The organism is Paenibacillus sp. FSL F4-0100 (genome assembly GCF_037993005.1).
In the GTDB taxonomy this organism is placed as follows: domain Bacteria; phylum Bacillota; class Bacilli; order Paenibacillales; family Paenibacillaceae; genus Paenibacillus_AQ.
The window spans coordinates 4,326,205-4,352,027 of sequence record NZ_CP150303.1 but is presented as its reverse complement, the minus strand read 5'-3'; the positions used below and the strand labels follow the sequence as shown (position 1 = coordinate 4,352,027).

The following is a 25,823-nucleotide window of genomic DNA, read 5'->3' as shown; positions in this document are numbered from 1 at the left end:
CGATAAGCCATAGTCCAATTCATTCCCCAACAAGTATGATGATTGCCGATGCCCCGGTGCTTCAAGTTCTCGGCTGTTATTAACATTAACAAATCCATGTTGTGAACTTATGACGATACTTTGCGATTTACGTGAATTTTTTTCGATGGATTTCCCGATCTCCTGACAGCGATAATATGCTAGACTACCTATATATTACTTTTAGGAGTCCATCATACGATGAAGACATTTACCATCTTGTACATTGAAGACGATCAGGAAATCGGTTCCTGGTCCAAGGATTTTTTAATCGGTCAAGGCTATGAAGTGATATGGAAGAGCTCAGGCCATGATGCGGAAGCAGCAATGGAACATTGCGATCTCGTCATTTTGGACATTATGCTTCCGGGTCTGGACGGATTCACGGTCGGTCAGCGGCTAAAACGAATCAATCCCGCCGTACCCATCCTGATGCTTACGGCCAGAACCGCAATCGAGGATAAGCTTACTGGCTTGTCTTTTGCTGATGATTATATGACCAAGCCGTTTCATCCGGATGAGTTGGCTGCCCGGATTCAAGTCCTCCTCAGGCGTTCTGTCACCGCGGAGCCGGAACAGCTTCTGATTCGGCATTTAAGCATCGACCGAAAAGGAAACCGTGTATGGAATTCCGAAACTGGGGAAGAGATTGTGCTTACAGGTAAGCAGTTCCATATATTCATGTATTTCCTGGACCACCTGAATCACATATTGACCCAGAAGCAGATTTATGAAGCCGTTTGGGGTGAACCGCATCTGAACGGAGATAAAACGTTGAACGTGCATATCCGTCATCTGCGCGAGAAGATCGAGTTGGATTCCGGCACCCCCCAAATTATCGAAACGATCCGCGGTGTAGGATACCGGGTGCGATCATGAGGATCCGCGGCTCGTTAATGAGCAAATACCTGATCTTTATTTTGACCGCCTTACTGCTGTGGCCGATTATTCCAGCCCTGTTTTATTTACCAGGTTATATGCTCAGCGATCATCCAGTATATCGGCCGGAAGAGATAACCCGCATGTGGCAACAGGAGGCAGCCAACCTGGATGGTGCAGGAAGGGATAGGATTAATACTAGACTGCGAGAGTTGAACGAGGACTATCCGCATGCTGAGATATTCTGGGTGGACCCATCAGGGAGGACGAACGCAGTCGGGGACCTCTCAGAGGATATACCTGAGCAATGGACTTATCTGGATATTCTTTCGATTCGAGCGCAAGACCGTAATCAAGAAACGCTGGTCTTAACCTCTCTCATCGGAAACGATCCGAAGCAAGGTTTTATGGTGATGCGGGTCCCGGAATCCCATATCCTTAATGCAGAAATGTCGCTTTCGGGAAACTTGCCCCTAATCTTTCTGTTTTTAATGATCTGTGGATGCTTCTTTATGCTGTCATGGCTGTTCTTCATTAAGCTTCGCAAAAGACTTATCAGGCTTCAATCGGCAATGACCGTAAACGGATTGAAAGAAATTCCGAATGAAGTCACAATCATGAAGGACGACGAGATCGGAGAACTTGAAGGCTCGTTTAACCGGATGGTGAAGGAGCTCAAAGAAAGTCAAAAACGGGAGCGGGAGGAGGAGGAACTGCGTAAGCAATTCATTTCAACGATTTCCCACGATCTTCGAACCCCGCTGACTGTCATCCGACAGCATGTCCATACCGTTCGAAAAGACCCTGCTTCTTCCCAGGGACAGGTTTCACTTTCTGTCATCGAGCATAAGCTCGATGACATCAGTAATCTAATGGATAATCTGCTGTCATACACGCTATTATCGGCGGGGAAGTATCCGCTGCACAAGCAGCCAATTGATATTATAGAAGAGGTTCGGAATCGAGTGGCTCAGTGGTATCCGGTATTCGAGGCTAAGGAATTTGATGTCCTTGTCGAGCTTCCTGACCAGACATTAATTTGGGATGCGGACCCATTGTGGTTTAACCGGATCCTGGATAATGTGTTTCAAAACGTGGTACGTCATGCGGGAGCGGGTCGCTACATTGGCATTCAAATGATTGAGCGTCAGAAGCAGCAGATGCTGGTCATCAGCGATAAGGGGCCTGGATCCTGCAGCGAGTCACCTGAAAAAGGCGCAGGAATCGGTTTGTCCATTGTATCGATGATGGCCAGGGAGATGGATATGCAATGGGAATTGAAATCCGACGCAAACGGAAGTGCTTTTTATATTTGGAAGGATAGCAGTTGCGGTGTTATAACTAACGTGACAGATTAAGCATTGAAAGGGTAAGGTAAAGGGAACTAGTGTGACATAGAAATCGCCCGCATGTTATTCGAATTTAATATACGTTGCCTTTCGAAGACCAAGGAAGAAGCTGCGTTCAAGTCGCTCAGAGTGACTTATACGCAGCTTCTTTTTTGAGTATTGACATACCTAAATCCGGAAAGAGAGCTCTACGGCTTCTCGTCAACGAATTTAACCCAAACTTAAACTTGAGGTCACTTTGTTTTTCGATTAGGGAGATAGAATGGAGTATGAGGCAAAGGCCGAGTTATTTAAGGAGGTAAGTTAACCAACATGAAGGTTGAGCGTAAGAAAGTTTCCGTCAAGTTGCATGCACCGCCATGGATGAAGATGCGTAGAGTTTGTGGTTATGGCGCTGTCATAGCGGTGACGCCGTATCTATTGATTAAAATGGCATGGACGCTCGGTTACTTCATACCAACCGAGCAAATGGGCGACATTAGTTGGCGTGCGATTAACGCAGCTACCGCAGTGCTTGCAGCTATCGGAATCCTGCTGGCAATGGCGTTCACCAGGCCATGGGGTGAACGTCTGCCTGCATGGCTGATTGCCTTCCCCGTATGGGTTGGTACGGGTCTGCTCGTTCCCATGATGGTCTTGGCACCTGTGCTGGGACCGGCGGCTATGACTCGGGATCAGGAAGCGGGGGCGGCCGATGTTTGGGTGTACGAACAATTCTTCGTTATGATCTCGTCCGTTGGCATCGGCATTTGTCTGCCTATCGCCTTCGCAGGGTATGCGAAGACACGGTGGCCGGAGGCGTTCGGTGGTTCGATTGACTATAGCAGGTTACCTGGTAATACTTGTAGATTGCAGCTTACATTGTCCAGGCTGATTGGAGCCGGCTGTATCCTGTTAGGTATCATTAAGGTGTTCTGGGCAGCTGGAGGCACCCTCGGCATTGATCCTGCCAGATTGGACGATCGTGATGTGTGGTGGCACCTGCTGACGTTCAGTACCGGAGCGTGGTCCATCGCGGGGGCATGGGGATTGCTGATGTTAACTTCCCGCCGCGAACCGCAGAGATTTCTGTACCCGATGGCATCGGTATGGATTTCGTCGGGCATGCTGTTCTCTTATAACCTCTTTGCCGCTATCCGTACCGATTCGCAGTTCTCGCCAGAGTACCAGCTGCTGCGGATACTAACCACAGAGGCCGGTGTGATCTTAGGCGTCATGATGTTCATGATCATTCTGTTTGTTCTGCATGATCGACGACGAGCCTTGTAGGTTTATTTACGGGACGATCCGTTGGAACATGTACTTGTTGATCGCGATGTCATTCGGAACAGCACGTCGTTTAGGCTGGGGGGATCTTGCCTGTCTGAAGAAAAAACAATTATGCTTTTGAAGCCGCGGAAATCGCGGCTTTTTTTGTTTAGACGAATCTAAACGTACAGCGTTGAAATGAAAGCACTCCGGTTACGTTCCCGATTCGTATGATTCTATTCACTACTTTAGATATTTTTAATATTTACCATATTTTTTCTTAAGTTTTCTTCCCTAAACTAAAGGTGTCGGGGGAGAGTAACATGGATCAGAATTGAAGGACAAACTAAACAGTGAAAGGATGGATCAAGAATATCATGAAAAAATGGCTCCGTAAGGATGCTTCGGCGGCCATATTCTTTCTCGTGCCCAGCGGTATCGGATTTGCACTCTTTTACCTTATTCCATTTGCCATGGGCGTGTACTATTCCTTTATGAGCCAATCGGTAGACGGCCATTTTGCGGGTCTCGATAATTACGTGGATCTGTTTGGGAGTGCTTCCTTCCGCAAGGCGGCATCCAACACGTTTTTCTTCAGCGCGGTCAGTGTTCCGCTTATGGTCATGCTGTCACTCGGGTTAGCGATGCTGCTCCATAAAAATACATATTTTCAAAAATGGCTTCGGACTGCTTACGTCATGCCGCTTGTTGTGCCCGTTGCCTCCATTATCATGATCTGGCAGATGCTATTTGACTGGAACGGCTCCCTGAACGCATGGCTGAACAGCTTTGGATATGGACGCGTGGACTGGATGAAGTCGGAATCGGCTCGTTTGGTCGTGATCATGGTGTATCTATGGAAGAACATCGGTTACAACGTCATTTTATTCTTGGCCGGGCTGCAGCAAATTCCGAAGGATTACTACGAAACGGCCCGGATTGAAGGGGCTGGCCGCGTGAGGCAATTCCGAAGCGTTACGCTGGTCTATCTGACTTCTTCCATGTTCTTTGTTGTGATTATGTCCATTATCAACTCATTCAAAGTGTTCCGGGAAACGTATCTCATCGCAGGTGATTATCCCCATGACAGCATTTATATGATGCAGCACTATATGAATAATATGTTCATTTCACTCGACATTCAGAAGCTGACCGCAGCGGCATCCTTAATGTTTGTCTGTATTCTGCTGATCGTCCTGGTGCTGTTTGCAATTGAGCGCCGACATCGGCAGTACATGGAATAGGAGGTGGACCGAAGTTTCGTGCGAGTCGTCCATATATTGAAAAAAAGTGTATTGTCATTCGTCATGGGTGTTATCGCCATGATCTTACTATCGCCAATTGTGATTACATTCACAAACTCGTTAATGACAGAACTGGAGATCCAGATCAATTACGGTCTCATCGGTCAAATGAAAGAAGCGATTCCAGGTAGAGAGGGTTCTTTTGCAAATCTGAAACTGATTCCGGACAAGGTGTCTTTCGCACAGTATGGGAAGGTGTTCATCGACAACCCAAAGTATCTGACGATGTTCTGGAACTCCGTGTTCATGGTGGTGCCGATCATTGTGGGTCAGACACTCGTCGCAGCACTGGCTGCTTATGCATTCTCCAAGCTGAAATTCCCCGGCCGGGATTCGATGTTTTTGGTATATGTCATGACGATGCTCATGCCGTTCCAAGTCACGCTGGTGCCCAACTATATTATGGTCGATAAGCTTGGCATGCTGAATAGTACGGGCGCCATCATTGTTCCCGGCATTTTCGCAGCTTTCGGCGTGTTTATGCTCAGACAGTTTATGCTGGACATTCCCTATGCCTACATTGAAGCTGCCAAAATAGACGGTGCCGGACATGTGCGGATCTTTATGACGATGATTGTTCCGATGATTAAGCCGGGGGTAGCCGCACTTGTGATCTTGCTGTTCGTTGATTATTGGAACATGGTGGAGCAGCCGCTTATTTTTTTGGAAGACCCCTTCAAGCAGCCGCTGTCTGTCTTTCTATCCAGGATTAATGATAGCGACCGGGGGATTGCCTTTGCTGCATCCATGCTCTATATGGCCCCGATGGTGATGTTATTTCTGTATGCGGAGTCGTATTTCATCGAGGGAATCCAATTGTCAGGTGTTAAGGGTTAACTTTTCAAGGCGGTTTTTAGGAGGAGAAGAAAGGATATGGAGCTTGGAAAAGGGTTAGCTGACCAAAGACGAAAGCGAATCCTTCAATTCGTGTTCATGGGTTTTATGGGGATGCTGCTGCTGTTTACCTTGTTTAGTAACACGCTACAGTCGTTGACCTTGCCCAAGGTGACTACGGAACAGCCGAAACAGGGAGGCATTGCGCTATCGATAGAAGGAAGCGGAATACTTCAGCCGATCGCCGAAGCTAAGCTATCCAGTTCAAACGACTGGAAAGTTCAGCAGATTCACGTAAAAGAAGGTGAACGTGTGAAGAAGGGACAGAAGCTTATCGCTTATGACAACCCAACGGCAAGACAAGAAATCGAACTTGAAGTAACGAATCTGGAAAAGCAAAGAATTGAGCAGCAAAATCTTCAGGATCAATTTATTCAATCTTCTATTGAAGAGGATGAACTTAAACTGCGCAGCGCAAAACGTGAAATTGAAAAAGGCAAACTTGATATTGCAACGCAGGAACGCAAGATCAACGAGATGAAAGAACGACTGGCAAAAGATCAGATGCTTACCGCTCCCTTCGACGGTATTATTACGAAGCTGAATGCGGTAGAAGGACTGGCATCTGCGGGCGAGCCGGATGTCATTGTCTCGAATAGCAGTCAAGGCTATAGGTTTGACGTTGGTGCCGATGCAAAACGCTTGTCCAGCATTGGAATATCCGTTGGTGAGCGGATCGAGGTAGAGGTACACACAGATAAAGAGCAGCAAGCCAGTATCATTGAAGGCATCATTGAAGAAATCACCAATGCGGAGCCGATGATTGAGGGGGCAACCGAAGGAGCGGAGACGGTAACCGTCCCTCAAAAGATGATTCGTATTAAACTCATCAACGCCAAACTGAAGGGAGGTGAGCAGGCTCGGATTAACATCGAGAAAAGCTCTCTCGATCAAGGGCTGCTTGTTTCTAATGAAGCTATTCATCAGGACCGGGAAGGCATGTATGTTTTTGTAGTCGAAGAGCGGCCAGGTGCACTCGGTAATGTTTTTGTTACCCGTAAAGTCAGCATCGAGTTCAGCGAGAAGAATGACAAAGAAACGATGATCCAAACGGATAGCATCTATGAACAAGATAAGATCATTCTGAAAAGCAGCGAGCCTTTGCAGGATGGCAACCGTATTCGCTTGGAATAGTGAGGCGTTTCAATCAGAACCTTTCAGGAGGAAATCATACGATGAAAAAATGGCTTTTAATGATATCTATAGGGGCTCTAATCGCGAGTTTAACCGCATGTGGCTCAGGAGAAGGCGGGAAAGAGGATAAGTCTACAACACAAGAGGGCAAAACGGTACTTACCCTGTCACTGACAGAGTCGAATCCGTTCTATCGAACGCTGGAAAAAAAGTTCGAAGAGAAATATCCGGATATCGATCTGCAGATCAATGCATATAAAACCATGGGTGAACAATGGGGACCTGGGGAATTCGAGAAGTATCGAACGACAACGAATGCAGCCATGTTATCGGGAAAAGGCATGGATATTCTTCAAGTTGACAGCCTGCCTCTAAAAGAATATGTGAGCAAAGGTTTCCTGCTCAATATGAATGATTTAATGGAGCAAGACCAGACGCTCGATAAAGACGATTTACAAATGAATATTTTGGACGGTCTGAAGCTGAATGACGGGGTATATACCATCCCATTGGGATACTCCTTGAGAGTATTAGTTGGTAATGGGGACATGCTGGGCAACGCCAATGTGACGTTCGATGATAAGACCTGGGATTGGAAGGAGTTCGAGAGGGTTTCGAAGGAAGTGATCCATAAGGCAAAGGAGAGCGGTACCGATGAGATTTATGCATTAGCGTCCTACCCGCCGGAATACCTCTTTCAGGAGATGCTTTATGAGAACTACGCTGCATTTGTTGAACCTTCAGCCAAAAAAGCATCGTTCGACTCTCCGGAATTTGTGGATTTGCTTCAGCAAGCCATGAAGATGAATGATGATAAGATCATAACATCCGACGAGGCAAAGCCGGGCAATCAATTGTTTAGTTCCACCCCGATTATGTCACCGATTAATTTTATCGAAGGTCCTTATACGCTATTTGATCATCCAAAGTTAATGCTGTTACCCCATGCGGGGGAAACCGCAGGTCAAAAAGGTGCGAGAGTTTTTACTTCAACCGAGTTCGCGATCCATGCCAAATCGCCAGTGAAAGATGAAGCTTGGAAGTTCATCGCCTTCCTATTGTCGGAAGAAGCACAATTACTGCAGGAAAGAGAAGGGTTCTCGATGCTTAAATCCGTCAATGAAAAGATGATAAATGATCTTCAGGAAAAAGTGGAAGGTGGCGATTATAAACTTCCGAATGGAAAGCAGGCGAAAGTATCCGACGAACAATTTACCGTGTTTAAACAAATTGTTCAGTCCGCGGATCAATACGTGGATCTAGACAGTAAAGTGATATCAATTGCCGGTGAAGAGTCTCTGGCGTACTTCAGCGGACAGAAAACGGCAGCAGAAGTGGCGAAGCTGATCCAGAACCGAGTAACCACCTATTTGAACGAATAGGAAGATCATCCAGGTAGCAGCCCACGTCAGTGCGCTGCTTCCTATTTCACAGAAAAAGGAAAGCGGAGAATAGGCTTTTTGATTTTCTTTTTTATTCGGGAGGTACATTATGCACAGGCCAAAAAAGACATGCGCACTAATCATGCTCAGTGCAGCGATGATGAATCATTACTTTTTCCTTGACGTGTATGGGGCATCCGCAGCAGGCTACTCTGTTTCCAAATCGGCTGCAGCCGCGTCCAGCCTGACACTAGATAAACTGGGCTCGGTTACATTGAAGCAGAACGTCCGTGTAAAGTTGACGGGGGTGGATATTTTCACTCAGCCTGACGGGAATATTCTCGTCTATACGCTACGTTATAGTAACAGCAGTAGTAGTAGAGTAGATCTTATTGATTATTTTTCTCAAGTTTCTACGCCAAGTGGGACGACTGGAAAAGGCAAGGAAGTTACGAGTGATACTGTTAAACGAACGGTGCCAGTAAACAGCAGCCTATCCGTGACGTACTATGTCAACGTTGGAAAATCGACTAAGGTAAACGGGATCAAGGTTTCAATGTTTGGCTGGGATTTTGACAGCGCGAATTATCAGAAGAAACTGGGGCAACTCACAATTCCGGCCGAGTACTCTTCGGTAGTTCCGATAGGCAAGAGCAGGAAGATCACGATGAATCATCTTCCGGTTACGGCCAAGGCGGATACCTTGCAGAGGTATACCATCAATGGAAAAGTATATATAAAATTAGGACTCAGGCTCACGAATGGAGGAACCAAGGCACTAAGTGACCCCGGGTATAAAGCATATCTGAAGTCGGCCGGCGGCTCGGTATTTGAGCTTATTACCGATTCGGCCAGCACTGGCTACAGGCTTCAGCCTCAGGAAAGCAGCGTCATCTCCTATTGGGCGGAGATCCCTTCCACGATAAAGACGAATGGCATGACACTGCAGCTGGCGCAGGAAGACGAAGCCTTGAAGATACATCTTCCAGTGCAATCGTTCAAGCTTCCGGCGGCTGCCACAGATATTGCTGTAGCTAAGGGCAAAGGTGCAGAGCTGAGGATGAAACAGCAAACTGTGACGGTCAAGGCGGAAAGTGTGAAGCGAATGAAGCAGAATGGAAAAGTGTATATGAGAGTGGGGGTTCATTTTGCAAACGGAGGCAAGAAGGTACTGAGCGATCCTGGATATAAAGTACAATTGAAGTCGACCGGCGGCTCGGCATTCGATCTTATACCTGAGGATGACACAGAGGACAGCTTCAGGATCCAGCCAGGACAGAAACGCACGATTTATTATCTGGCAGAGGTTCCGTCCCAACTGAAAACAGACCTTATGACGATGCAATTCACACAGGAAGACGAAGCTTTGAAAATGACGCTTCCGGTAAAAACCTTTAAACTTCCGACCATTACCGCTGATGTGCCTGCGGCGGATTATGCAATCCAAAACATATCGGTAAACCATCAAACGATGGAGACGCAGTTGAAACATGCTTCTGTATTTGCTGAGAACGATACCGGCAAATGGAACCTTCAATTCCGCGTGAAAAATCTCAGTGAAAAATCATTGAAGCTGCCAGCTTATGAGCTGTCCATCCTCACGGATGAAGGTTACAGCATCCCGGTGAATGCGAAGGCGTTTGACAAGATTGCTCTGAAGCCGCTGGAGGAGAAGCTCATCGATCTCAGTGCAGATGTGCCATTGCATATGAAACAGAATAAACTGCAGCTGCAATTGACAGAGCCTGCTGTGGAGGGGAAGATCAGCTTCCCGGCAGCCCACTATAAAATCCCTTATGCTCAGGAAGGTAAAAGTCATCTGGGTGTAGAAAATATCATCGAGAATGCTCATGGAACATTTGGCGTCAAGCTGAGCTCATATCAGCGGGTGCCACAGGGAGATGTGGATCAAATTGTAGCCCAAATCAGTATTCGTAATACCAAATCGTCGACCGTATCGCTGCCCGAGTTCAAAGCTGCAGTTAAGGCAGGAATGCGCGATCTAAGCAGTACGGCCCAAATTGTAGTACCGAACGATCAAACAACTCTGGCCCCGGATGAAACCATGGAGTTGTATGTACTTGCCAATGTACCGTATTCCTATCAATTCAATCAATTCAGAGTCGATCTGCAGGAAACTTCAGGAGAGGACGTTCACAAATTTCTGTCGCTGAATACCAATTCGCTCAACAATGTTATGAAACAGGTCGCTGCCGGCGAATCTTATCTTATCCATACGCCAGGCAAGAAAGCGGAAGTCCGTGAACGATTGACGACCGTTTACCAAGACAGCAGTTCCAATTTAATTTATACGGAATTGGAGATGGCGAGTCAGGAAACACGTCAATCCAAGCAGGCACAGCTTGTTGCCTATTATAAAACACCGGAAAACGAGTTTTTTGAGGCGAAAATCAGTCAATCATCCGATAAGACAAGTCCGAATGGGAAGAATCTGGTGACCGTTTGGAGCAAGCTTCCGCAGAATGTAGTTACTTCGGAGCTTGTATTGTATGTCGGGGAAGGTGTAGCAAACGGAAAGATGACAGAATTAGGGGAAGAATCAACGGGATCTATCAATACGGTGGGTTTAGCGCTTAGCCCTAGAGTTACACAACCAGCAACGAATCTGCAAAATGTAGAATTGTTTCCGTACCATCTCACCATTACGAGAGGAGAAGGTACGCTTAGCGCAGGGAAAGATATGCTCAACACCGTTATTCATTATAATCTCTCCAGGAATGGGGATTACGAGATCGGTTCTTATGACCATAAACTCATCATGGAGCTGATTGACCCAACCGGACAGTCGACAGAGAAGATATTAACACTCGGTACCGATCTGACCATCGGCAACAACAAATCATACTCCATTAACTTGAATAGCAACTTCAGCAAAATCGTAAGTGGAGGGGCGGTTCGAATCAATTTGTATGATGAGTTCCAAGGGCAGAGAATAATGCTAGGAAGTCAAAGCTATCCATATACTTATGAAGAGGATCAGGCTAAAAAAACAGATAGCGATTAGTCGTATCAGCGAAGCACAGATGTCTAATAAGAAAAAGATGCGGATTCTGATATGATGGGAGAGGCCGTAGCGTGTAATGGTCATAGCCCCAAAAAGGATAGGTTTTAAGTTGCGAGCGTTTCTCTGTAATCTACAGGGGGACGCTCGTTGCGTTTTACTTTGTTACGCCAAACGTTGAGCAGCGGCTTGATATTTTTGAATCTTTCTATAATATGATCGAGAGGATTAAAAGTTGGGGACTTAAAAAATATAGTAAGTGAACAATATGGTGACAAGTATCCTGTAAAACTTTCGGATGAAATCATTGATTAGGTTTATGATACTGTCCATAAAACGTACGTTGGTGAAACCACATACTAAATATTGAACCAGAAGATGCTCAGAATAATTATTCAATTACAGTTGCATTTAATGACTCTGATTATGTTAAACAGATACATATAGGTGGCATATTGGTTTGCTCCGTGATGCTTGCCGTAGGTGGAGACGATGTTCCGTTTGCCTTTGGCAAACCAGGTACGAGAAAGCGATTGGTAGTCGCGAATCATGAACTCGTCAATGAATAAGATGCGGTCGATTTCACCGCTTTAATCGCCAGAATTTCAGGATTGTTCTGATCCTCTTGGAGGATTTTTTGGTAGTTTCACTTTTCGTACCTCACAGGTTCATAGGATAGTGACTCTACCATATACGACTTTGGCCTTACTGTTCGGAAAATTATTCCAATCATCTACTGTCGTGTATATAGAAAGGGCCATCCTACAAAGATCGGCCCTTTAACTAAATAAAGAAACGACCGCAGCCGGCCAGAACGATTGAGAGAAGGCTAACGGGATACCTTCGAAGATCTCTCAAACGTTGCATATCTTTGTGTTTCATTTCCTGTATCCGGATTCCAAGCACTTTTTTAGCATTTCATTCTCCCGCTTGAGTCGCTGTACTTGCCTACTTTGATCGATGTATTCCTATCGTCGTCCCCGCAAATCCACCAGTTCGAACTCACCTAAATCTCGTTGTTTTCTCGTGTATTTCCCCTGTCTTAATCTTATACGAATAGTCTTTAAATTTTTGTCCTCTGGTTGTCACGAAAAAGCACCCCCTAGAATTTCATTGGATTAGCCCGGATCTGATCTTGGCTTTTTGTCAGACATTAAGAAAAAATTTATTTCCTCTTACACTTTCCTTAAATTCTTCCTTTCAAAATAACAGTATGACCATGATTGAGGTTAAAAACAGAATTCTCATTAAGTAGTTTCTACTATTCTTACTCACTGTAAAGGTGGGGAAAAGCAAGTAGTTTTTTGTTTCATATCACAGTTCAGGAGGCTTTTACATGGAGAAGAAGACGGTTGCGGTATTGTTTGGCGGTTGTTCCGGCGAGTATGAGGTATCTTTAAGCTCCGCCGCTTCAGTGATCGAACATTTGGATATTGAAAAGTATAATCTTGTGTTAATCGGAATTACACAGGAAGGATCATGGCTTAGATATAGTGGAAATCTTGAGGATATTCGCAATGACCGCTGGCATGCGCATCCGAGTTGTATTCCCTCCTTTTTCTCGCCTAGCAGGGAAATAAAAGGACTCATTGAGCTTGTTCATACGGAATATCATGTGACGCCGATTGATATTGTATTTCCGGTGCTTCACGGGAAATACGGTGAGGACGGAACCTTGCAAGGATTATTGGAACTGTCGGGTATACCGTTCGTTGGATGTGACATGCTGTCATCCGCATTATGTATGGACAAGGAGTTGGCTCACAAGCTGGTTCAGGCTGCAGGCATCGATACGCCACGTTCCTTGACGGTCTATAGGGACGGGAGTATGGAAAAGGTATTGGCAGCAGCAGAAGAGCTGGGGTTCCCGCTTTTTGTCAAGCCGTCTAGGTCCGGGTCTTCACTAGGCATTACGAAGGTGCATGACATGAAAGAGTTGGCAGCAGGGACAGCTTTTGCGTTTACACACGACAGTAAAGTCGTCATTGAGCAAAATATAAACGGATTTGAAGTGGGCTGTGCCGTTCTAGGCCATTCTGATCCTATAATCGGCGTGATTGATGAGATTGAACTAGAGGGAGAATTTTTTGATTATTCCGAAAAGTACTCCTTGCACACTTCGAAGATTCATTTGCCTGCCCGCATCGATGAGGCCACGGCAAACAAAGTTAAAGAAACTGCGCTCGCTATATATAAAACGCTAGGCTGCAGTGGGTTTGCGCGGGTAGACATGTTCCTTACGCCTGACGGAAGGATTGTGTTTAACGAGGTCAACACGATACCGGGTTTCACGTCGAACTCCCGCTATCCGAGCATGCTCCAAGCCAGCGGTTTGACTTATGCGGATATTCTCGACCGACTACTACAACTCGCCGTTGTGGAGGTTTGAGACTTATGGAGAACATGAATATCTGGCATGGTATCCACAGGCCTTACTTGGAACAGGCTGCAGAAATTGAGCTTGATCGGGCAGCCGTTCATCGTGGACATCTCATTCTAGTAAATCGCCAGCATCCTGTTAAGATGGTTCCGCAAGCACTGAATCTACTTCCAGTTAAGCACATTCAAGCAATTGGGGCGGAGCATCAAAAGATGTGTCTAGAGCAAATCTGTCTGCAGCAGCTGACCGCATTATTGCATGCATGCCAAGGGTTGGAGCAAATTGTGGCCGTTAGCGGTTATCGCTCCAGTATGGAGCAGCGAGAGCTTTATCAAAGTTCATTACTGGAAAGAGGGGCATTGTTTACAGCCAATTATGTTGCCCGTCCCAATGAGAGTGAGCATCAGACGGGTCTCGCAGTCGATGTAGGATATAACGACGGCAATGTCGATTATATTAGTCCATCCTTTCCTGATCATGGTGTTTGCGGGACATTTAAGCAGCTTGCATCGAAATATGGGTTTATCCAGCGGTACAAAAAGGGCAAAGAGCAAATAACCAACATTGCAGAGGAACCCTGGCATTTTCGATATGTCGGATTCCCGCACGCGGTCATTATTGAACAACAAGGACTATGCCTTGAGGAGTATATTTCGTGGTTAACACCGTATCAGTTTGGAAAAGAGCATCTCTATTTCGAGCATGAAAGCTCTATGATCGAAATTTATTCCATGCCAGCACATGCAGCCATGACAAAGGTACCTATCACGAAGTGTGAACGATATCAACTATCAGGAAACAACGTAGACGGATTTGTAGTAACGGTATTTCATGAAAAGGGCAGTGGATATGGTGGCATTTAGCAACAACTTCGGTGTAATCGATCAGCTCAAAATCATAGCGGACATCGTAAAAAAAATGGGTCGAAGCACTACACTACCGGTCAGCAAGCCCAGAGCCTGGGCAGAGATCAATCTAAACCACTTAAGACATAATCTGAAAGAATTGAAACGCGTTCTTCCTGATACTTGCGATATGATGGCGGTTGTGAAAGCAAATGCTTATGGGCATGGTGGGCCCGAGGTGGCCAAATTTCTTGCTGGCGAAGGCGTGAGATATTTTGCGGTGGCGGCTTATTCGGAGGGGATTGCGTTACGAAAACAGGGCGTTTTCGTCGAGATTTTGGTATTGGGATATACACCACCTGAAGCCTTCAGCGAATTGGTGCGATATCGACTGATACAAACGGTGGTGAGTGTTGATTATGCGGAAGAGCTTAACCGGTTCGGCCGAAAGCATGGCGAGAAAATGAATGTTCATATCAAAATTGATTCGGGGATGAGCCGTCTTGGGGTACTTTATGACAACATCGAACCCATCTGCAGTATGTACAAGCAGTCGAATTTGCAAGTAACCGGTATTTACAGTCATCTATCGATGTCCGACAGCCAGAAGGAAGAGGATATTCTCTACACAAATCAGCAAATCGACCGCTACCATCAAGTGATTGAGCAGATAAGGAAGGCAGGCCTTGAGCCCGGCATGCTTCATATTCAAAGCAGCTACGGCATTTTGAACTATCCCGCTGATGGATACAGCCTGGCGCGTCCGGGCATTGCTCTGTACGGCCTGCTTTCCAAGGAAGATGATCGGCCCAATGTAAAGATTCACCTGCGTCCCGTTCTCTCCTTGAAGGCAAGTGTTGTTCAAGTCAAGACAATTCAAGCAGAGACCCCCGTCGGATATGGACGGAATTATGTACCGAATCAGACAAGCCGAATTGCGGTGGTGTCCATTGGATATGCTGATGGCATTTCCAGGGCGTTATTCGAGCAAGACGGATTCGTCTTGGTCAGGGGCCGGAAAGCGAACATTGTCGGCAACATATGCATGGACCAAATGATGATCGATGTCACTCATATTGAAGGCGTTCAGGCGGGAGATACGGTCACACTCATCGGACAAGATGGAAAGGAGACGATCACAGCAGGGCAGATCGCTCGCCGTTCCGGTACGGTGACCAACGAAGTACTCAGCGGAATCGGAGAACGGGTTGAAAGAGTCTATAGAAATTAAATTGCTGTTCAGATCGTATGACTTGAAAAAATATGAATCGAAGGTTGAAAGAAATTACACGAACTCATTTTAAAAAGAATGATGCAGATACAGGCACTACATCCAAATTGAGAGTAAATCTATTCTATTTCGGCACGTTTTTTTTATTCTGCACCATAATTATAAGGCTGGCGGTTCTTCAATTCGTAGAAGGACCCGAACTTAAAGAACTGGAAGCTAGCGGTCAGGTCAAAAATATCCCGCTTTTGCCGGTCAGGGGTAGCATTATCGATGCTTCGGGAACTCCGCTTGCGTACTCCACATCATCGCAGGCGTTGTATATTACGCTCCTCAAAGATTACAGTTCATCTGATAGAGGGATGAAGAATCGGCCAGAGATTGAAAAGCTGGCGAAAGAAATAGTAACAGTCTTTAATCAATTCGGTGATCCCCAAGCAGACAAGCTGACGATCGAAGAAGTGATGAAAGCGATGGACCTTGATTATAAAATGCAGCTTGGTTATGAACCGCGTCGGATTAAGGCAGAACTTTCGTCCAGGGAAGTTGCTTATTTCATGGAGCATAAAAGCAAATACCCTGGTATAGAGGTTGTAGAAGAAAGCCGGCGGCAATACGACCCTGATCAAGTAGCAGTCCAGGCGATTGGCTATTTGAAGGAATTTCGTGGAAGCAAGGAAATCAAGAAATATAAAGAGATGGATGCGAAGAACAAGACTCAGAAGGATTCAGGGCTTATCTATACGGAGCGGGAGAAAGTCGGCGTAGACGGTATGGAGATGATGTTTCAGGAGGAGTTACGCGGAAAGAACGGCTACATGAGTACTCCCATAAATCCGCGAAACATGGCTGACGGCGTGCCTGCCATGATTCCCCCGGAGAAAGGCTACACTATTCATACTACCATTCATAAGGATATCCAGGTTGCTGCACAGCAGGCAATCGTCGATCAACTGAAATGGCTTCGCACTCATCCGGTTTCCGGAAAGTTACACGGTGAAGCTCAAACCGGTTATGCAGTTGCCTTGGAAGTGGATACAGGCAATGTTGTAGCTATGGCCAGCATACCTGACTATGATCCGAATGTGTGGGAACAGGGATCAGATGATTGGAACACCGTATTGAGTCACTACGGGAACGGGACGATTTCACCATATGCCTCTGGTCGATCTGGTAACAAATTAGAATCACTAGTGCTTCTGGGTTCTACCGTCAAGCCGTTGACGGTATTGATTGGCCTTAATGAACAATTGTTTGGTCCTAATGATTATTATATTGATCAAGGGGCTGCTTTTTTTGGAAAGGATCATTCCAGGGTTCGGAACTCCGGGGGCAAAGCGTTCGGGGCGTTAAATGCAAGAAAAGCCATTGAGAATTCCTCTAATGCTTTTATGGTCAATTGGATCGGGGAAAGGCTGCATACAAAACATGGATCTAAATCTATTGAGGTATGGGACAAATATATGAAGGATTTTGGCTTAGGTGTTTCAACTCAGTCCGGGTTGCCTTATGAGCATGTTGGAATCGTTGAATATGAAAATATTGAACAAGCAGGCAGTTATTTGGCGGCCATGGCGTATGCTTCATTCGGTCAATCGGGTAAATATACAACCCTTCAATTGGCACAATATGCAAGTACACTAGCGAATCGCGGTGTGCGTATAAAGCCTCAGCTTGCCAGCAAGATCGAAGATCAGAGTGGTCAAGTCATTAAGAAATACGAGCGCGAAATATTAAATAAAGTAGTATTCCCTGAGCAATTTTGGGAGGAAGTGATAGCTGGGATGAATACACAAGGGCTTCGGGCTTTTGAAGATTTCAAATATGATTTTGCGCGAAAAACAGGTACATCGGAGCAAGATATCTATGTGAATGGTCAAAGAAAAAGACTAGAGAACGGTGTTTTCATTGCTTTCGCCCCACGTAAAAAACCGAAACTTGCAGTAGCTGTCGTCATACCTGAAGGTGGCTTTGGTTCGCAGAGTGCTGCACCGGTGGCTCGAAAGATCTTCGACGCTTATGATGAATTTTATGGACTCGATGGCTCGCCCAAACATATAAAAAAAGATCATTGATCATGCGCGTGGCAACATGGAGTGAAAATAGAAACTGTCAGCAATTGTTTGCATTTATAGAATAAGCCCATAATTTATTGTGAAACAGAGAGGAGTATTACCGTTGATAGACAAGTTTTTTACTAGAAACAAGCACTATTGTATCCAAAGGATTTTGGGATCCTGGATGCTGCTTAATCTTTTAAGCTTATTGGCAGCACCGGTCGTTCTGCTGGCTGCTCCTAGTACCATCGCTACGGCGGAAACCACAGATACGTCCCGTACAGGCGAGTCGGCAACAGAGAATAACAAGACCAAGTCTGATCGAATCCCATCGGTAGAGCAGCTCGGATTGAACGTGAAATCGGCCGTACTGCTGGAGCCGTCCACGGGTCAAGTGCTCTTGTCCATCAATGCGGATGTTGCGTTGCCCCCAGCCAGTATGACGAAAATGATGAGTGAATATATCGTAGCGGAACAGGTGAAGCAAGGAAAGCTGTCATGGGACGATACGGTAACCATTCGAGAAAATGCGGCGAATACCATCGGCTCCCGAGTATTTCTGGCCGAAGGCGATCAACATACGGTTAGAGAGCTTTACACTGCGATGGCTGTCGGCTCGGCTAACGATGCGACCGTTGCCCTGGCGGAGCATGTTGCCGGCTCAGAGCAAGCCTTCGTGAAGATGATGAACGAAACGGCGAAAAAAATGGGCCTTAAAACAGCATTCTTTATCAACTCTTCAGGGCTAAGTCTTGCGGATATGCCGGAGAAGTTTCGCCCGGCAGAGGACAAAGAGACGGTCATGTCCGCGATGGATGCTGCCATCCTAGCGAAATTTCTTATTGAAGACCATCCGGATTTTGCTGAATTCACGGCTCTTCAAAACTATAAATTCCGTGACCGTGACGATCAACCGATTATCAACAATAACTGGATGCTGGCAACGAACAAAAACATTCCCAACTTCCTCACGTATGCCTATGATGGCCTGGATGGGTTGAAAACAGGGTATACTGAGGCTGCAAAATACTGCTTTACCGGGACTGCTGAACGTAACGGTATGCGCCTGATTAGTGTCGTTATGGGTACAGCATCGGAGCATGCACGTTTTAAGGAGACACGCAAAGTTATGGACTACGGATTCAACCATTTTGAAGTGCGAGAATTGCACCCTGAAGGGGCGATCGTCGAAGGCTTCGAGCATGTGCAGGTGAAGAAAGGCAAAGTGAAGGAAACGAAGCTTGTAACCGACCGTGCGCTAACGCTCGTCGTGCCTAAGGGTTTTACGGGCGACAACCTTCAGGTCGAGGCCAAACTGGACACCGATACCTTGACAGCACCAGTCACCAAGGACATGAAGGTGGGATCTGTGACTTATAGTTACAAAATCGAAGGTATGTCCAGCATTCAGAGCGACAAGCTGAATCTGGTTACGAGCGAGGAGACTGAGAAAGCGGGTTGGTTCAAACAATTTTTAGACGCGATTAGCGATTTCTTCGCGAATTTGTTTAATTCGATCAAAAATCTTTTCTAGAGGCTGCTTGTTAAGCATATTATTAAGTTTCTGAACAAAAACCTGCCAGCTATTGCTGAGGCCACTGAAGAACTTGCGATTTATCGGTGGTACTGAGTCACCAGAGAAAAAATGCGACACCTACCTTATTTTTGGGGTAGGTGTCGAATGATTTATGGTGAAGTTCTTCTCTTTTCTTAGCCCGTCAATCTTGCTTTCCGCTATTCTTGGCTTCAATTTTGTAACGCTCCTTCACTAAGTATTCGCTCTCTTGAAAAGCCATTCGTTCCGTATGCGCGTTAGATTTAATCGTCACCGAGTATGTTTTGCTTTTAGCTCTATACTTGTAACATCCTTCCTTAAACGGACACCTTCTGCATTTATTCACATCGAAATAGTAGGTATCGACCTGGTTCTTACCTACGCCTTTCTTCCCTTGCCGTGCTTTGCGAATCGCCATGTGACCGGCCTTGCATACGTACATGCCCGCGTCGTTGTTAAACTCGAATTCGTCCTCTTTCTTGCATGTGCCTTGCGTAATTCAATTCACCTCCCCATTTTCAAAAATGGATTTTGCAGCCATATTGTATACAGCCACGGCGAAAAGGAATGGGTGATATTTTTACCTGAAACGGATTTAATTTTGACCCTACTGCACTCTTCTTCAAAATAGCATAGAGATCGCCTTCTCTTTATAAATCTTTAGAATTATTTAAAATTTGGTTGCAATCTTTTTTAAATTTAGCGGTTATCTTGGTATCAGGCAGGCTCATCTCTGCATCTTAATTGCAGCGGTGCTTACCGGATACCTTACCTTCCAAAGGAGATAGCATCAATGACTTCAAAAACTAATTATGGCGGACTGGATTGGCTTAAGTTTTTCGTGGCTTTTCTCGTCATTGCCAACCATACCAGCCCTGTTGGCTCTTTCAACCCTCAATTGGATTTTCTGATAAGCGGAGTTCTGACACGAATTGCCGTGCCGATCTTTTTTATGTCAACCGGATTTTTTTATTTCCGCAAATGGACGGGAGATCGGCTTCATGATAGAAAGGCTCTTTACGGGTATTTGAAAAAAATCGGAAAGTTATATGCCACCGTAATCTTGATCTATATCCCACTTAACGTATATACAGGTTACTTCACCAATGAGTTCACACTGTATTCTTTGCTCAGAGATATCATTTTTGACGGAACCTTCTATCATCTTTGGTATTTGCCGGCGCTTATACTGGGGATTCTAATCACTTCTTTTCTGTATAAAAAAATGTCACTGATCTCCTTTTTGGCGGCAGCAGTATTTTTATATATCATAGGGTTGCTGGGTGACAGCTACTACGGTTCGATCGAGGGTACAGGAATTTCGCAAATTTACGATGTCATGTTTCACTTGTTTGATTACACACGCAATGGCTTATTTTATGCACCTGTTTATCTTGCGCTTGGGGCGCTGGTGGCCCGCAAACAAACGTTCCTGAAAAATCCGGCCATTAACGGAATTTTGTTTATGATGTCGCTTGACCTCATGCTGCTCGAGGGAATACTTCTGAATTACGTCGGAATTCCCCGCCATGACAGTATGTATATTTTCGCCCTGCCCGCATCCTATTTTCTGTTTCAATGGGCTTTTTCGTGGAAGGGAAAATCAAACAAACGTTTTCGGGAATGGCGGGTGTGGATCTACATTTTGCATCCGATTGCGATCGTGCTCGTCCGCGGGGTGGCAAAAGTGGTTCATTTGGAATCGTTCCTGATCATGAACAGCTTGCTTCATTTCGTGGCGGTCTGTTTGGTGTCGATCGCGATGGCCGCAGCTGCGGCCCGGATATACGGCTTTCCGCTCAAACAATGGTGGCAAAATTCGTCGTCCAAAGAGGTTGCGTGAAGTCGAATTTTCGCAAAATCCCGGTCAATCATCAGGAAGTCTGGTCGCCCGCTTCCATCGTGTGCGAAGATCCAGCGGACAGCGGTCGTCCCACCAGCCATTGGACACCTCGAGAGGTTCGGGACGAAGCGATCCAACGTGGAATCGTTTCGTCGATTTCGATCACCCAGGTGGGTCGCTTTTTAAAATGAGGTGGATTTGCGTCCGCACCATTCGATCACTCGCCCATCGTAAAAAAAATCGCTGTTTCGGCTTTGGAAAAGCCCATGAATGAAGGTGAGCGAAAGGTTTTCTGGGATCGATTAGCTCGGGAACCCGAAGGCGGCGTCCGTGGTTGGTATGCCTATGCATTTTTGCAAGACTCAAGGAAAAATGAAGGTTCCCAATGGATTCCATTGTCAACGGATATCAATTGGACAGTTCGATGGTGTGTAAGCGAATATCTTGCCATGTTTCCTGACTTCTTTCCGCAACTTGAAACAACGCATGATCCAGATTCTATTCTCTCAAAAGCCTCTCCGCTAATACAATGGCTTAATGATAGAAATGGATAAGCCGGAAAAACTCCACAAAAGAGCTGGAAATAACAATACCGATTCAATAATGTAAACGTCGGACGATTGATGGGCAGTGTGGATGATGTGTCGGTGTGCACAGCTGTGCGCGGTGTGCATCTGATTCTGATGTATGCGGTGTGTACTGATGTATGCGGTGGGCATCTGATGTATGCAGTGTGTACTGATGAGTATGCGGTGGGCATCTGATGTATGCAGTCTGCACTGATGTTTGCGATATGGCTCTAATAAATGCAGAGTGCATCTGATGTTTGCGGACAGGAGGTCCGCTATTTCCCAACAACTGTACCAAATTCAAGGATTCGCGGACACAGGATCCGTTATTCTCGGTTTTTCCCTGATTTTGCGGTGATATATCGGTAATAGCGGAACCTGTGTCCGCTTAACCTTATGCTTAGCACCTTTGTTCACAAATAGCGGAATCACGGTCCGCTCGGAGTTGTTCAATCAGCTTCTTCCTCATCCCCCCCCTAAAGTATGATTGGTTTCCCATATGGGTTTCCAACAATATCAACTTTATGGGGGGTTACTTCATTAAAATGTATCTTCAGCCTCTGCTTTTAAATGTTCACCGTGAGCAGTATCGCCTTCGCCGCTGATCCCCTTGACCTTTACCATTTCCAGTACCTTTTCGGTCAATATAATTCCCCAATCGACATGGTTAGCGGCAGCCTGAAAGTTAACGGTCAATCCCAATGAGTTAGCAGAATGCGGTGGAACAGATGAATAAGCGACAACGAGCAAAATGAATGCTTTCCATCTGGAGTATCCAGTTACAGGAATGCTAGGGGGCAGCTTATATTAACAACAAATAAACCGGCACAAGGATGTGCCGGTTGACTGATATTTCTGATACCTAAAAAAGCCATAGATACATGATATTATATAAAAAAATTCAATATAAGTCTATTACTTTTTTTGGATAAATTGTATGTTATATAAGCGACCGCGGCGCAAAACGAATAAGCCAAGATAATGAGGGGAGAAGTCTTGCATGATTACACTCAGAAAAATCACGTTAGAAAACCGACGTGCCATATTTAATCTGGAAGTTTCAGAAGACCAACGGCGCTTCGTTGCGTCCAATCTGTCGAGCGTGGCTTCGTGTTATGTCCTTGCAACCAATGACGGACATCCTTTTCCATTTGCTATTTACGCGGATGAACAGCCGGTCGGTTTTGTTATGATTACTTATAGAATCACCGGGTACGAACTCCCGACAATCGCAGACGACAGCTATTGCATCCTGCGGCTGATGATTGACAAGCAATATCAGAACAGAGGCTATGGTCGGGAAGCCATGACAAAAATCTTGGAATTTATCCGCACCTTTCCGGCAGGACCTGCACATTACTGCTGGATTTCTTATAAAGCTGATAACATGGCCGCCAAAAAGCTTTATGAAAGCTACGGCTTCCGTGACAACGGCGAAAGCATCGGAGACGAGTTAATAACCGTGTTACAACTCTGATTCACTGCTTCAATGGATCAACCTTAGAAGAGATTGTCCCAAAAGTTAAGATCTGTTCGCTCGAAAAGACCACTCGATAGATGAAAGAAACAACAATAATAAGGAAATGGCGGTGCTAGGGAGGTAATCCCTACACTGCCATTTCTGGCTTTTGGTTATTGATTCTTCTTGAGCAAATTGTGGGCGAGCGAAAGCTACCCGACTCAACGCTAGCGGTTTCCGTACCTTCTCTGCAGTTTGGGATGATGGCTAAGCCGCTTTTCGGCTTCATTCAAATGCTCAATAATAGAGGCTGGCAGGTTCATTAGGATTCTCCTCCTAGATTGTATCTTATTTTGTCTTTCCTTGTTCTCCTGCGAGTCGTTCGGTGTTCGAAGGCGGTGTTCGTACAATGCTTGATGGAGCACAATATGTAACTTATGAAACTTGATATAGGTTCATAATTCACACATTCTCAACATCATATATGAGCAATGATCGCGGAGATTCGAATGAGAAAAAAGATGATAGCAGCGGGATTACGCCGGACAGACGGATGACAATGCACATCTTACACATTTACGATGTCATGCTGTCTTCTCTACACTTTGGAATGTAAGCGTTACCTGTTAATCACTGAAACGTGATGTACGTAAGTGAACCAGATAACCTGACATGAATCGATATTTGAGAAAGGAGGGGAAGCATGAAGGGGAAAAGACTACTTGCTGTGATATCCGAAAGACGTTCAATCCATCGCGAAACGAAGCCGCCTAATAAGGGCGTAAACCAAACGTCTCTTGGTAAAAGAATCAGGGTGAACTGGCAGCTCTATCTGTTCTTGGCGCCGGTCTTGCTGTATTTCCTTGTATTTCACTATGCGCCCATGTATGGTATCCAGATTGCCTTTAAGAACTTTATCCCTAGCAAAGGAATCATGGACAGCCCATGGGTGGGTTTCGATCATTTTGAGCGTTTCTTCCATTCCTACTATTTCTGGGATTTGCTGTGGAATACGTTCAGCCTCAGCTTCTACGAGCTGTTAATCGGGTTTCCGCTGCCGATCATCCTGGCGCTTGCTTTCAACGAAATCCGGACGGGTCCCTTCAAGAAAATAGTCCAGACCGTTACGTATGCGCCTCATTTTATATCCGTTGTTGTCATGGCGGGTATGATTATTACGTTCTTATCGCCGTCCACAGGCATACTGATCCAATTTATCAAATGGATGGGCATCGACGCGCCGAATTTTCTGTCGGATCCGGCCTGGTTCAAGACCGTATATGTTCTGTCCGGGGTCTGGCAAAGCACTGGATGGGGGACCATTATATATCTGGCTGCGCTGTCCGGTGTCGATCCCCAGCAGCATGAAGCTGCGATCGTGGATGGAGCCAGTCGTTTCAAACGATTGTTGCACATCAACCTGCCGGCCATACTCCCAACCATCACCATTTTGTTGATTTTGAACATGGGCAACATTCTTACGATAGGCTTCGAAAAAATACTGCTGCTGCAGAACTCACTGAATATGGAGTCTTCTGATGTCATTTCAACTTATGTCTACCGGACCGGTCTGGTAGACGCGCAGTACAGCTTCTCGACAGCCGTTGGCCTGTTCAACTCCGTTATCAACGTCATTTTACTGGTAACGGTTAACCGGATTGCCAGACGCACCAGCGAGAACAGCCTATGGTAGAAAGGAGGAAAGTACATTGGTTACCGCTATGAAGGAATCGAAGTGGGACAAGGTATTTCTTGGCAGCGTCTATATCTATTTATCCATCGCTCTGATTGTTGTCCTTTATCCGCTTATTTATATTCTCAGCGCATCGATCAGCAGCCCGCAGCAGGTGAATTCGGGTGCGATGTGGCTGTTTCCCAAGGAGATTACCTTGGCCGGATACCAGCTGGTCTTCGAAAACCCGAAGATTTGGAACGGATATCTGAACACGATAGTCTATACTGGGATAGGAACGCTGTTGAACTTGGCCGTAACTCTGCCTGCAGCCTATGCGCTCAGCAGGTCTGATTTAGTCGGTCGTCAACTGTTCTTGGGATTTATTCTGTTCACGATGTTCTTTACCGGAGGGCTTGTGCCAACGTATCTCGTAGTCCGGAATTTGGGGCTGATCAACACGATGGGGGCGCTCATTCTTCCCGTAGCAGCATCGGTTTGGAATATCATCGTTGCCCGGACGTTCTTTCAGACGACGATCCCGAAGGAACTGCAGGAAGCGGCATACATGGACGGCTGTACCAACCTGAAGCTGTTCGTCCGCATTATTCTGCCGCTTTCCGCACCGATTATCGCAGTCATGGCTTTGTTTTACGGGGTCAGTCACTGGAACAGCTATTTTCCGGCTCTGATCTATCTCAACGATGAGAGCAAGTACCCTCTGCAGATGGTATTACGGCAGATTCTGGTTCTTCAGGAAATGACGGCGGAGACGACCGGCGCGGGAATCAGCGGGGATGCCGCCAGGGCAATGAATTCCAAAGCCGAAACCGCATCACTGATCAAATACGGGGTTATCGTCGTATCGACACTGCCGATTGTGGCTCTCTATCCTTTTTTACAGCGATACTTTGTCCAAGGGGTCATGATTGGCTCTGTAAAAGGATGATGAAAGCGTTTTATAAAAATATGAACTTGAGTATTC

Annotated in this window: 18 protein-coding genes and 2 pseudogenes; 17 read left to right on the top strand and 3 right to left on the bottom strand. The window is 45.9% G+C overall.

Features of this window, described 5'->3' with window-relative positions:
- Positions 1–219: 219 nt before the first annotated feature.
- From MHH48_RS19590 to MHH48_RS19555, 8 genes are all read left to right on the top strand, one after another.
- Positions 220–897 (top strand): response regulator transcription factor, encoded by a 678-nt coding sequence (locus MHH48_RS19590; protein WP_076321602.1) that lies wholly within the window; start codon positions 220–222, stop codon positions 895–897.
- Positions 894–2,255, top strand: coding sequence for a HAMP domain-containing sensor histidine kinase (locus MHH48_RS19585; RefSeq protein WP_076321601.1), 1,362 nt, complete (start codon positions 894–896; stop codon positions 2,253–2,255). The genes MHH48_RS19590 and MHH48_RS19585 overlap by 4 nt, the downstream gene beginning before the upstream one ends.
- Before the next feature lie 303 nt (positions 2,256–2,558).
- Positions 2,559–3,515: a hypothetical protein gene (locus MHH48_RS19580; RefSeq protein WP_076321600.1), complete on the top strand. Its 957-nt coding sequence runs from the start codon at positions 2,559–2,561 to the stop codon at positions 3,513–3,515.
- Between the two features lie 356 nt (positions 3,516–3,871).
- On the top strand, positions 3,872–4,738 hold the full coding sequence (locus MHH48_RS19575; protein WP_076322164.1) for a sugar ABC transporter permease: 867 nt from the start codon (positions 3,872–3,874) through the stop codon (positions 4,736–4,738).
- Between the two features lie 18 nt (positions 4,739–4,756).
- Entirely contained in the window at positions 4,757–5,635 is an 879-nt protein-coding gene (locus MHH48_RS19570; protein ID WP_076321599.1) for a carbohydrate ABC transporter permease, read from the top strand.
- A 36-nt stretch (positions 5,636–5,671) separates the two neighbouring features.
- The gene (locus MHH48_RS19565; protein ID WP_076321598.1) at positions 5,672–6,826 is read left to right on the top strand and encodes a biotin/lipoyl-binding protein; all 1,155 of its coding nucleotides are present in this window, start codon (positions 5,672–5,674) and stop codon (positions 6,824–6,826) included.
- A 41-nt stretch (positions 6,827–6,867) separates the two neighbouring features.
- Complete coding sequence (locus tag MHH48_RS19560; RefSeq protein WP_076321597.1) at positions 6,868–8,208, top strand: extracellular solute-binding protein; 1,341 nt, start codon at positions 6,868–6,870, stop codon at positions 8,206–8,208.
- 109 nt (positions 8,209–8,317) lie between these two features.
- Positions 8,318–11,233, top strand: coding sequence for a hypothetical protein (locus MHH48_RS19555; protein ID WP_076321596.1), 2,916 nt, complete (start codon positions 8,318–8,320; stop codon positions 11,231–11,233).
- A gap of 461 nt (positions 11,234–11,694) precedes the next feature.
- Here the strand turns inward: MHH48_RS19555 and MHH48_RS19550 are convergent.
- Positions 11,695–11,802 (bottom strand): annotated as a pseudogene (locus tag MHH48_RS19550) (IS630 family transposase); the annotation flags it as partial.
- 764 nt (positions 11,803–12,566) lie between these two features.
- Here MHH48_RS19550 and vanG point away from each other — a divergent pair.
- From vanG to MHH48_RS19525, 5 genes are all read left to right on the top strand, one after another.
- Positions 12,567–13,619 carry a D-alanine--D-serine ligase VanG gene (vanG, locus tag MHH48_RS19545; protein ID WP_076321595.1) on the top strand — a complete coding sequence of 351 codons (1,053 nt, stop codon included), beginning with the start codon at positions 12,567–12,569 and terminating at the stop codon, positions 13,617–13,619.
- Between the two features lie 5 nt (positions 13,620–13,624).
- Positions 13,625–14,473 carry a D-alanyl-D-alanine carboxypeptidase family protein gene (locus MHH48_RS19540; RefSeq protein WP_256720449.1) on the top strand — a complete coding sequence of 283 codons (849 nt, stop codon included), beginning with the start codon at positions 13,625–13,627 and terminating at the stop codon, positions 14,471–14,473.
- A complete protein-coding gene (gene vanT, locus MHH48_RS19535) occupies positions 14,460–15,686 on the top strand; it encodes a serine racemase VanT catalytic subunit (RefSeq protein ID WP_256720448.1) in 1,227 nt (408 codons plus the stop codon). The genes MHH48_RS19540 and vanT overlap by 14 nt, the downstream gene beginning before the upstream one ends.
- A 53-nt stretch (positions 15,687–15,739) precedes the next feature.
- Positions 15,740–17,758, top strand: a complete 2,019-nt coding sequence (locus tag MHH48_RS19530; RefSeq protein ID WP_256720493.1) for a penicillin-binding protein 2 — start codon at positions 15,740–15,742, stop codon at positions 17,756–17,758.
- A gap of 103 nt (positions 17,759–17,861) precedes the next feature.
- Entirely contained in the window at positions 17,862–19,274 is a 1,413-nt protein-coding gene (locus MHH48_RS19525; RefSeq protein ID WP_076321593.1) for a D-alanyl-D-alanine carboxypeptidase family protein, read from the top strand.
- 199 nt (positions 19,275–19,473) lie between these two features.
- Here the strand turns inward: MHH48_RS19525 and MHH48_RS19520 are convergent.
- Positions 19,474–19,794, bottom strand: a pseudogene (locus tag MHH48_RS19520) (IS5/IS1182 family transposase); the annotation flags it as partial.
- A 294-nt stretch (positions 19,795–20,088) separates the two neighbouring features.
- Between MHH48_RS19520 and MHH48_RS19515 the strand changes: the two are divergent.
- Entirely contained in the window at positions 20,089–21,138 is a 1,050-nt protein-coding gene (locus MHH48_RS19515; RefSeq protein WP_076321592.1) for an acyltransferase, read from the top strand.
- Positions 21,139–22,247: 1,109 nt separating this feature from the next.
- Here the strand turns inward: MHH48_RS19515 and MHH48_RS19510 are convergent.
- Positions 22,248–22,457, bottom strand: a complete 210-nt coding sequence (locus MHH48_RS19510; protein WP_076321591.1) for a hypothetical protein — start codon at positions 22,455–22,457, stop codon at positions 22,248–22,250.
- 250 nt (positions 22,458–22,707) lie between these two features.
- On the opposite strand from MHH48_RS19510, the gene MHH48_RS19505 reads away from it, so the two are divergent.
- The 3 genes from MHH48_RS19505 (at position 22,708) to MHH48_RS19495 (ending at position 25,787) form a co-directional block, all read left to right on the top strand.
- Positions 22,708–23,184: a GNAT family N-acetyltransferase gene (locus MHH48_RS19505; protein ID WP_076321590.1), complete on the top strand. Its 477-nt coding sequence runs from the start codon at positions 22,708–22,710 to the stop codon at positions 23,182–23,184.
- Positions 23,185–23,869: 685 nt separating this feature from the next.
- Positions 23,870–24,859: an ABC transporter permease subunit gene (locus MHH48_RS19500; RefSeq protein ID WP_144023424.1), complete on the top strand. Its 990-nt coding sequence runs from the start codon at positions 23,870–23,872 to the stop codon at positions 24,857–24,859.
- Positions 24,860–24,875: 16 nt separating this feature from the next.
- On the top strand, positions 24,876–25,787 hold the full coding sequence (locus MHH48_RS19495; RefSeq protein WP_076321589.1) for a carbohydrate ABC transporter permease: 912 nt from the start codon (positions 24,876–24,878) through the stop codon (positions 25,785–25,787).
- Positions 25,788–25,823: the final 36 nt, after the last annotated feature.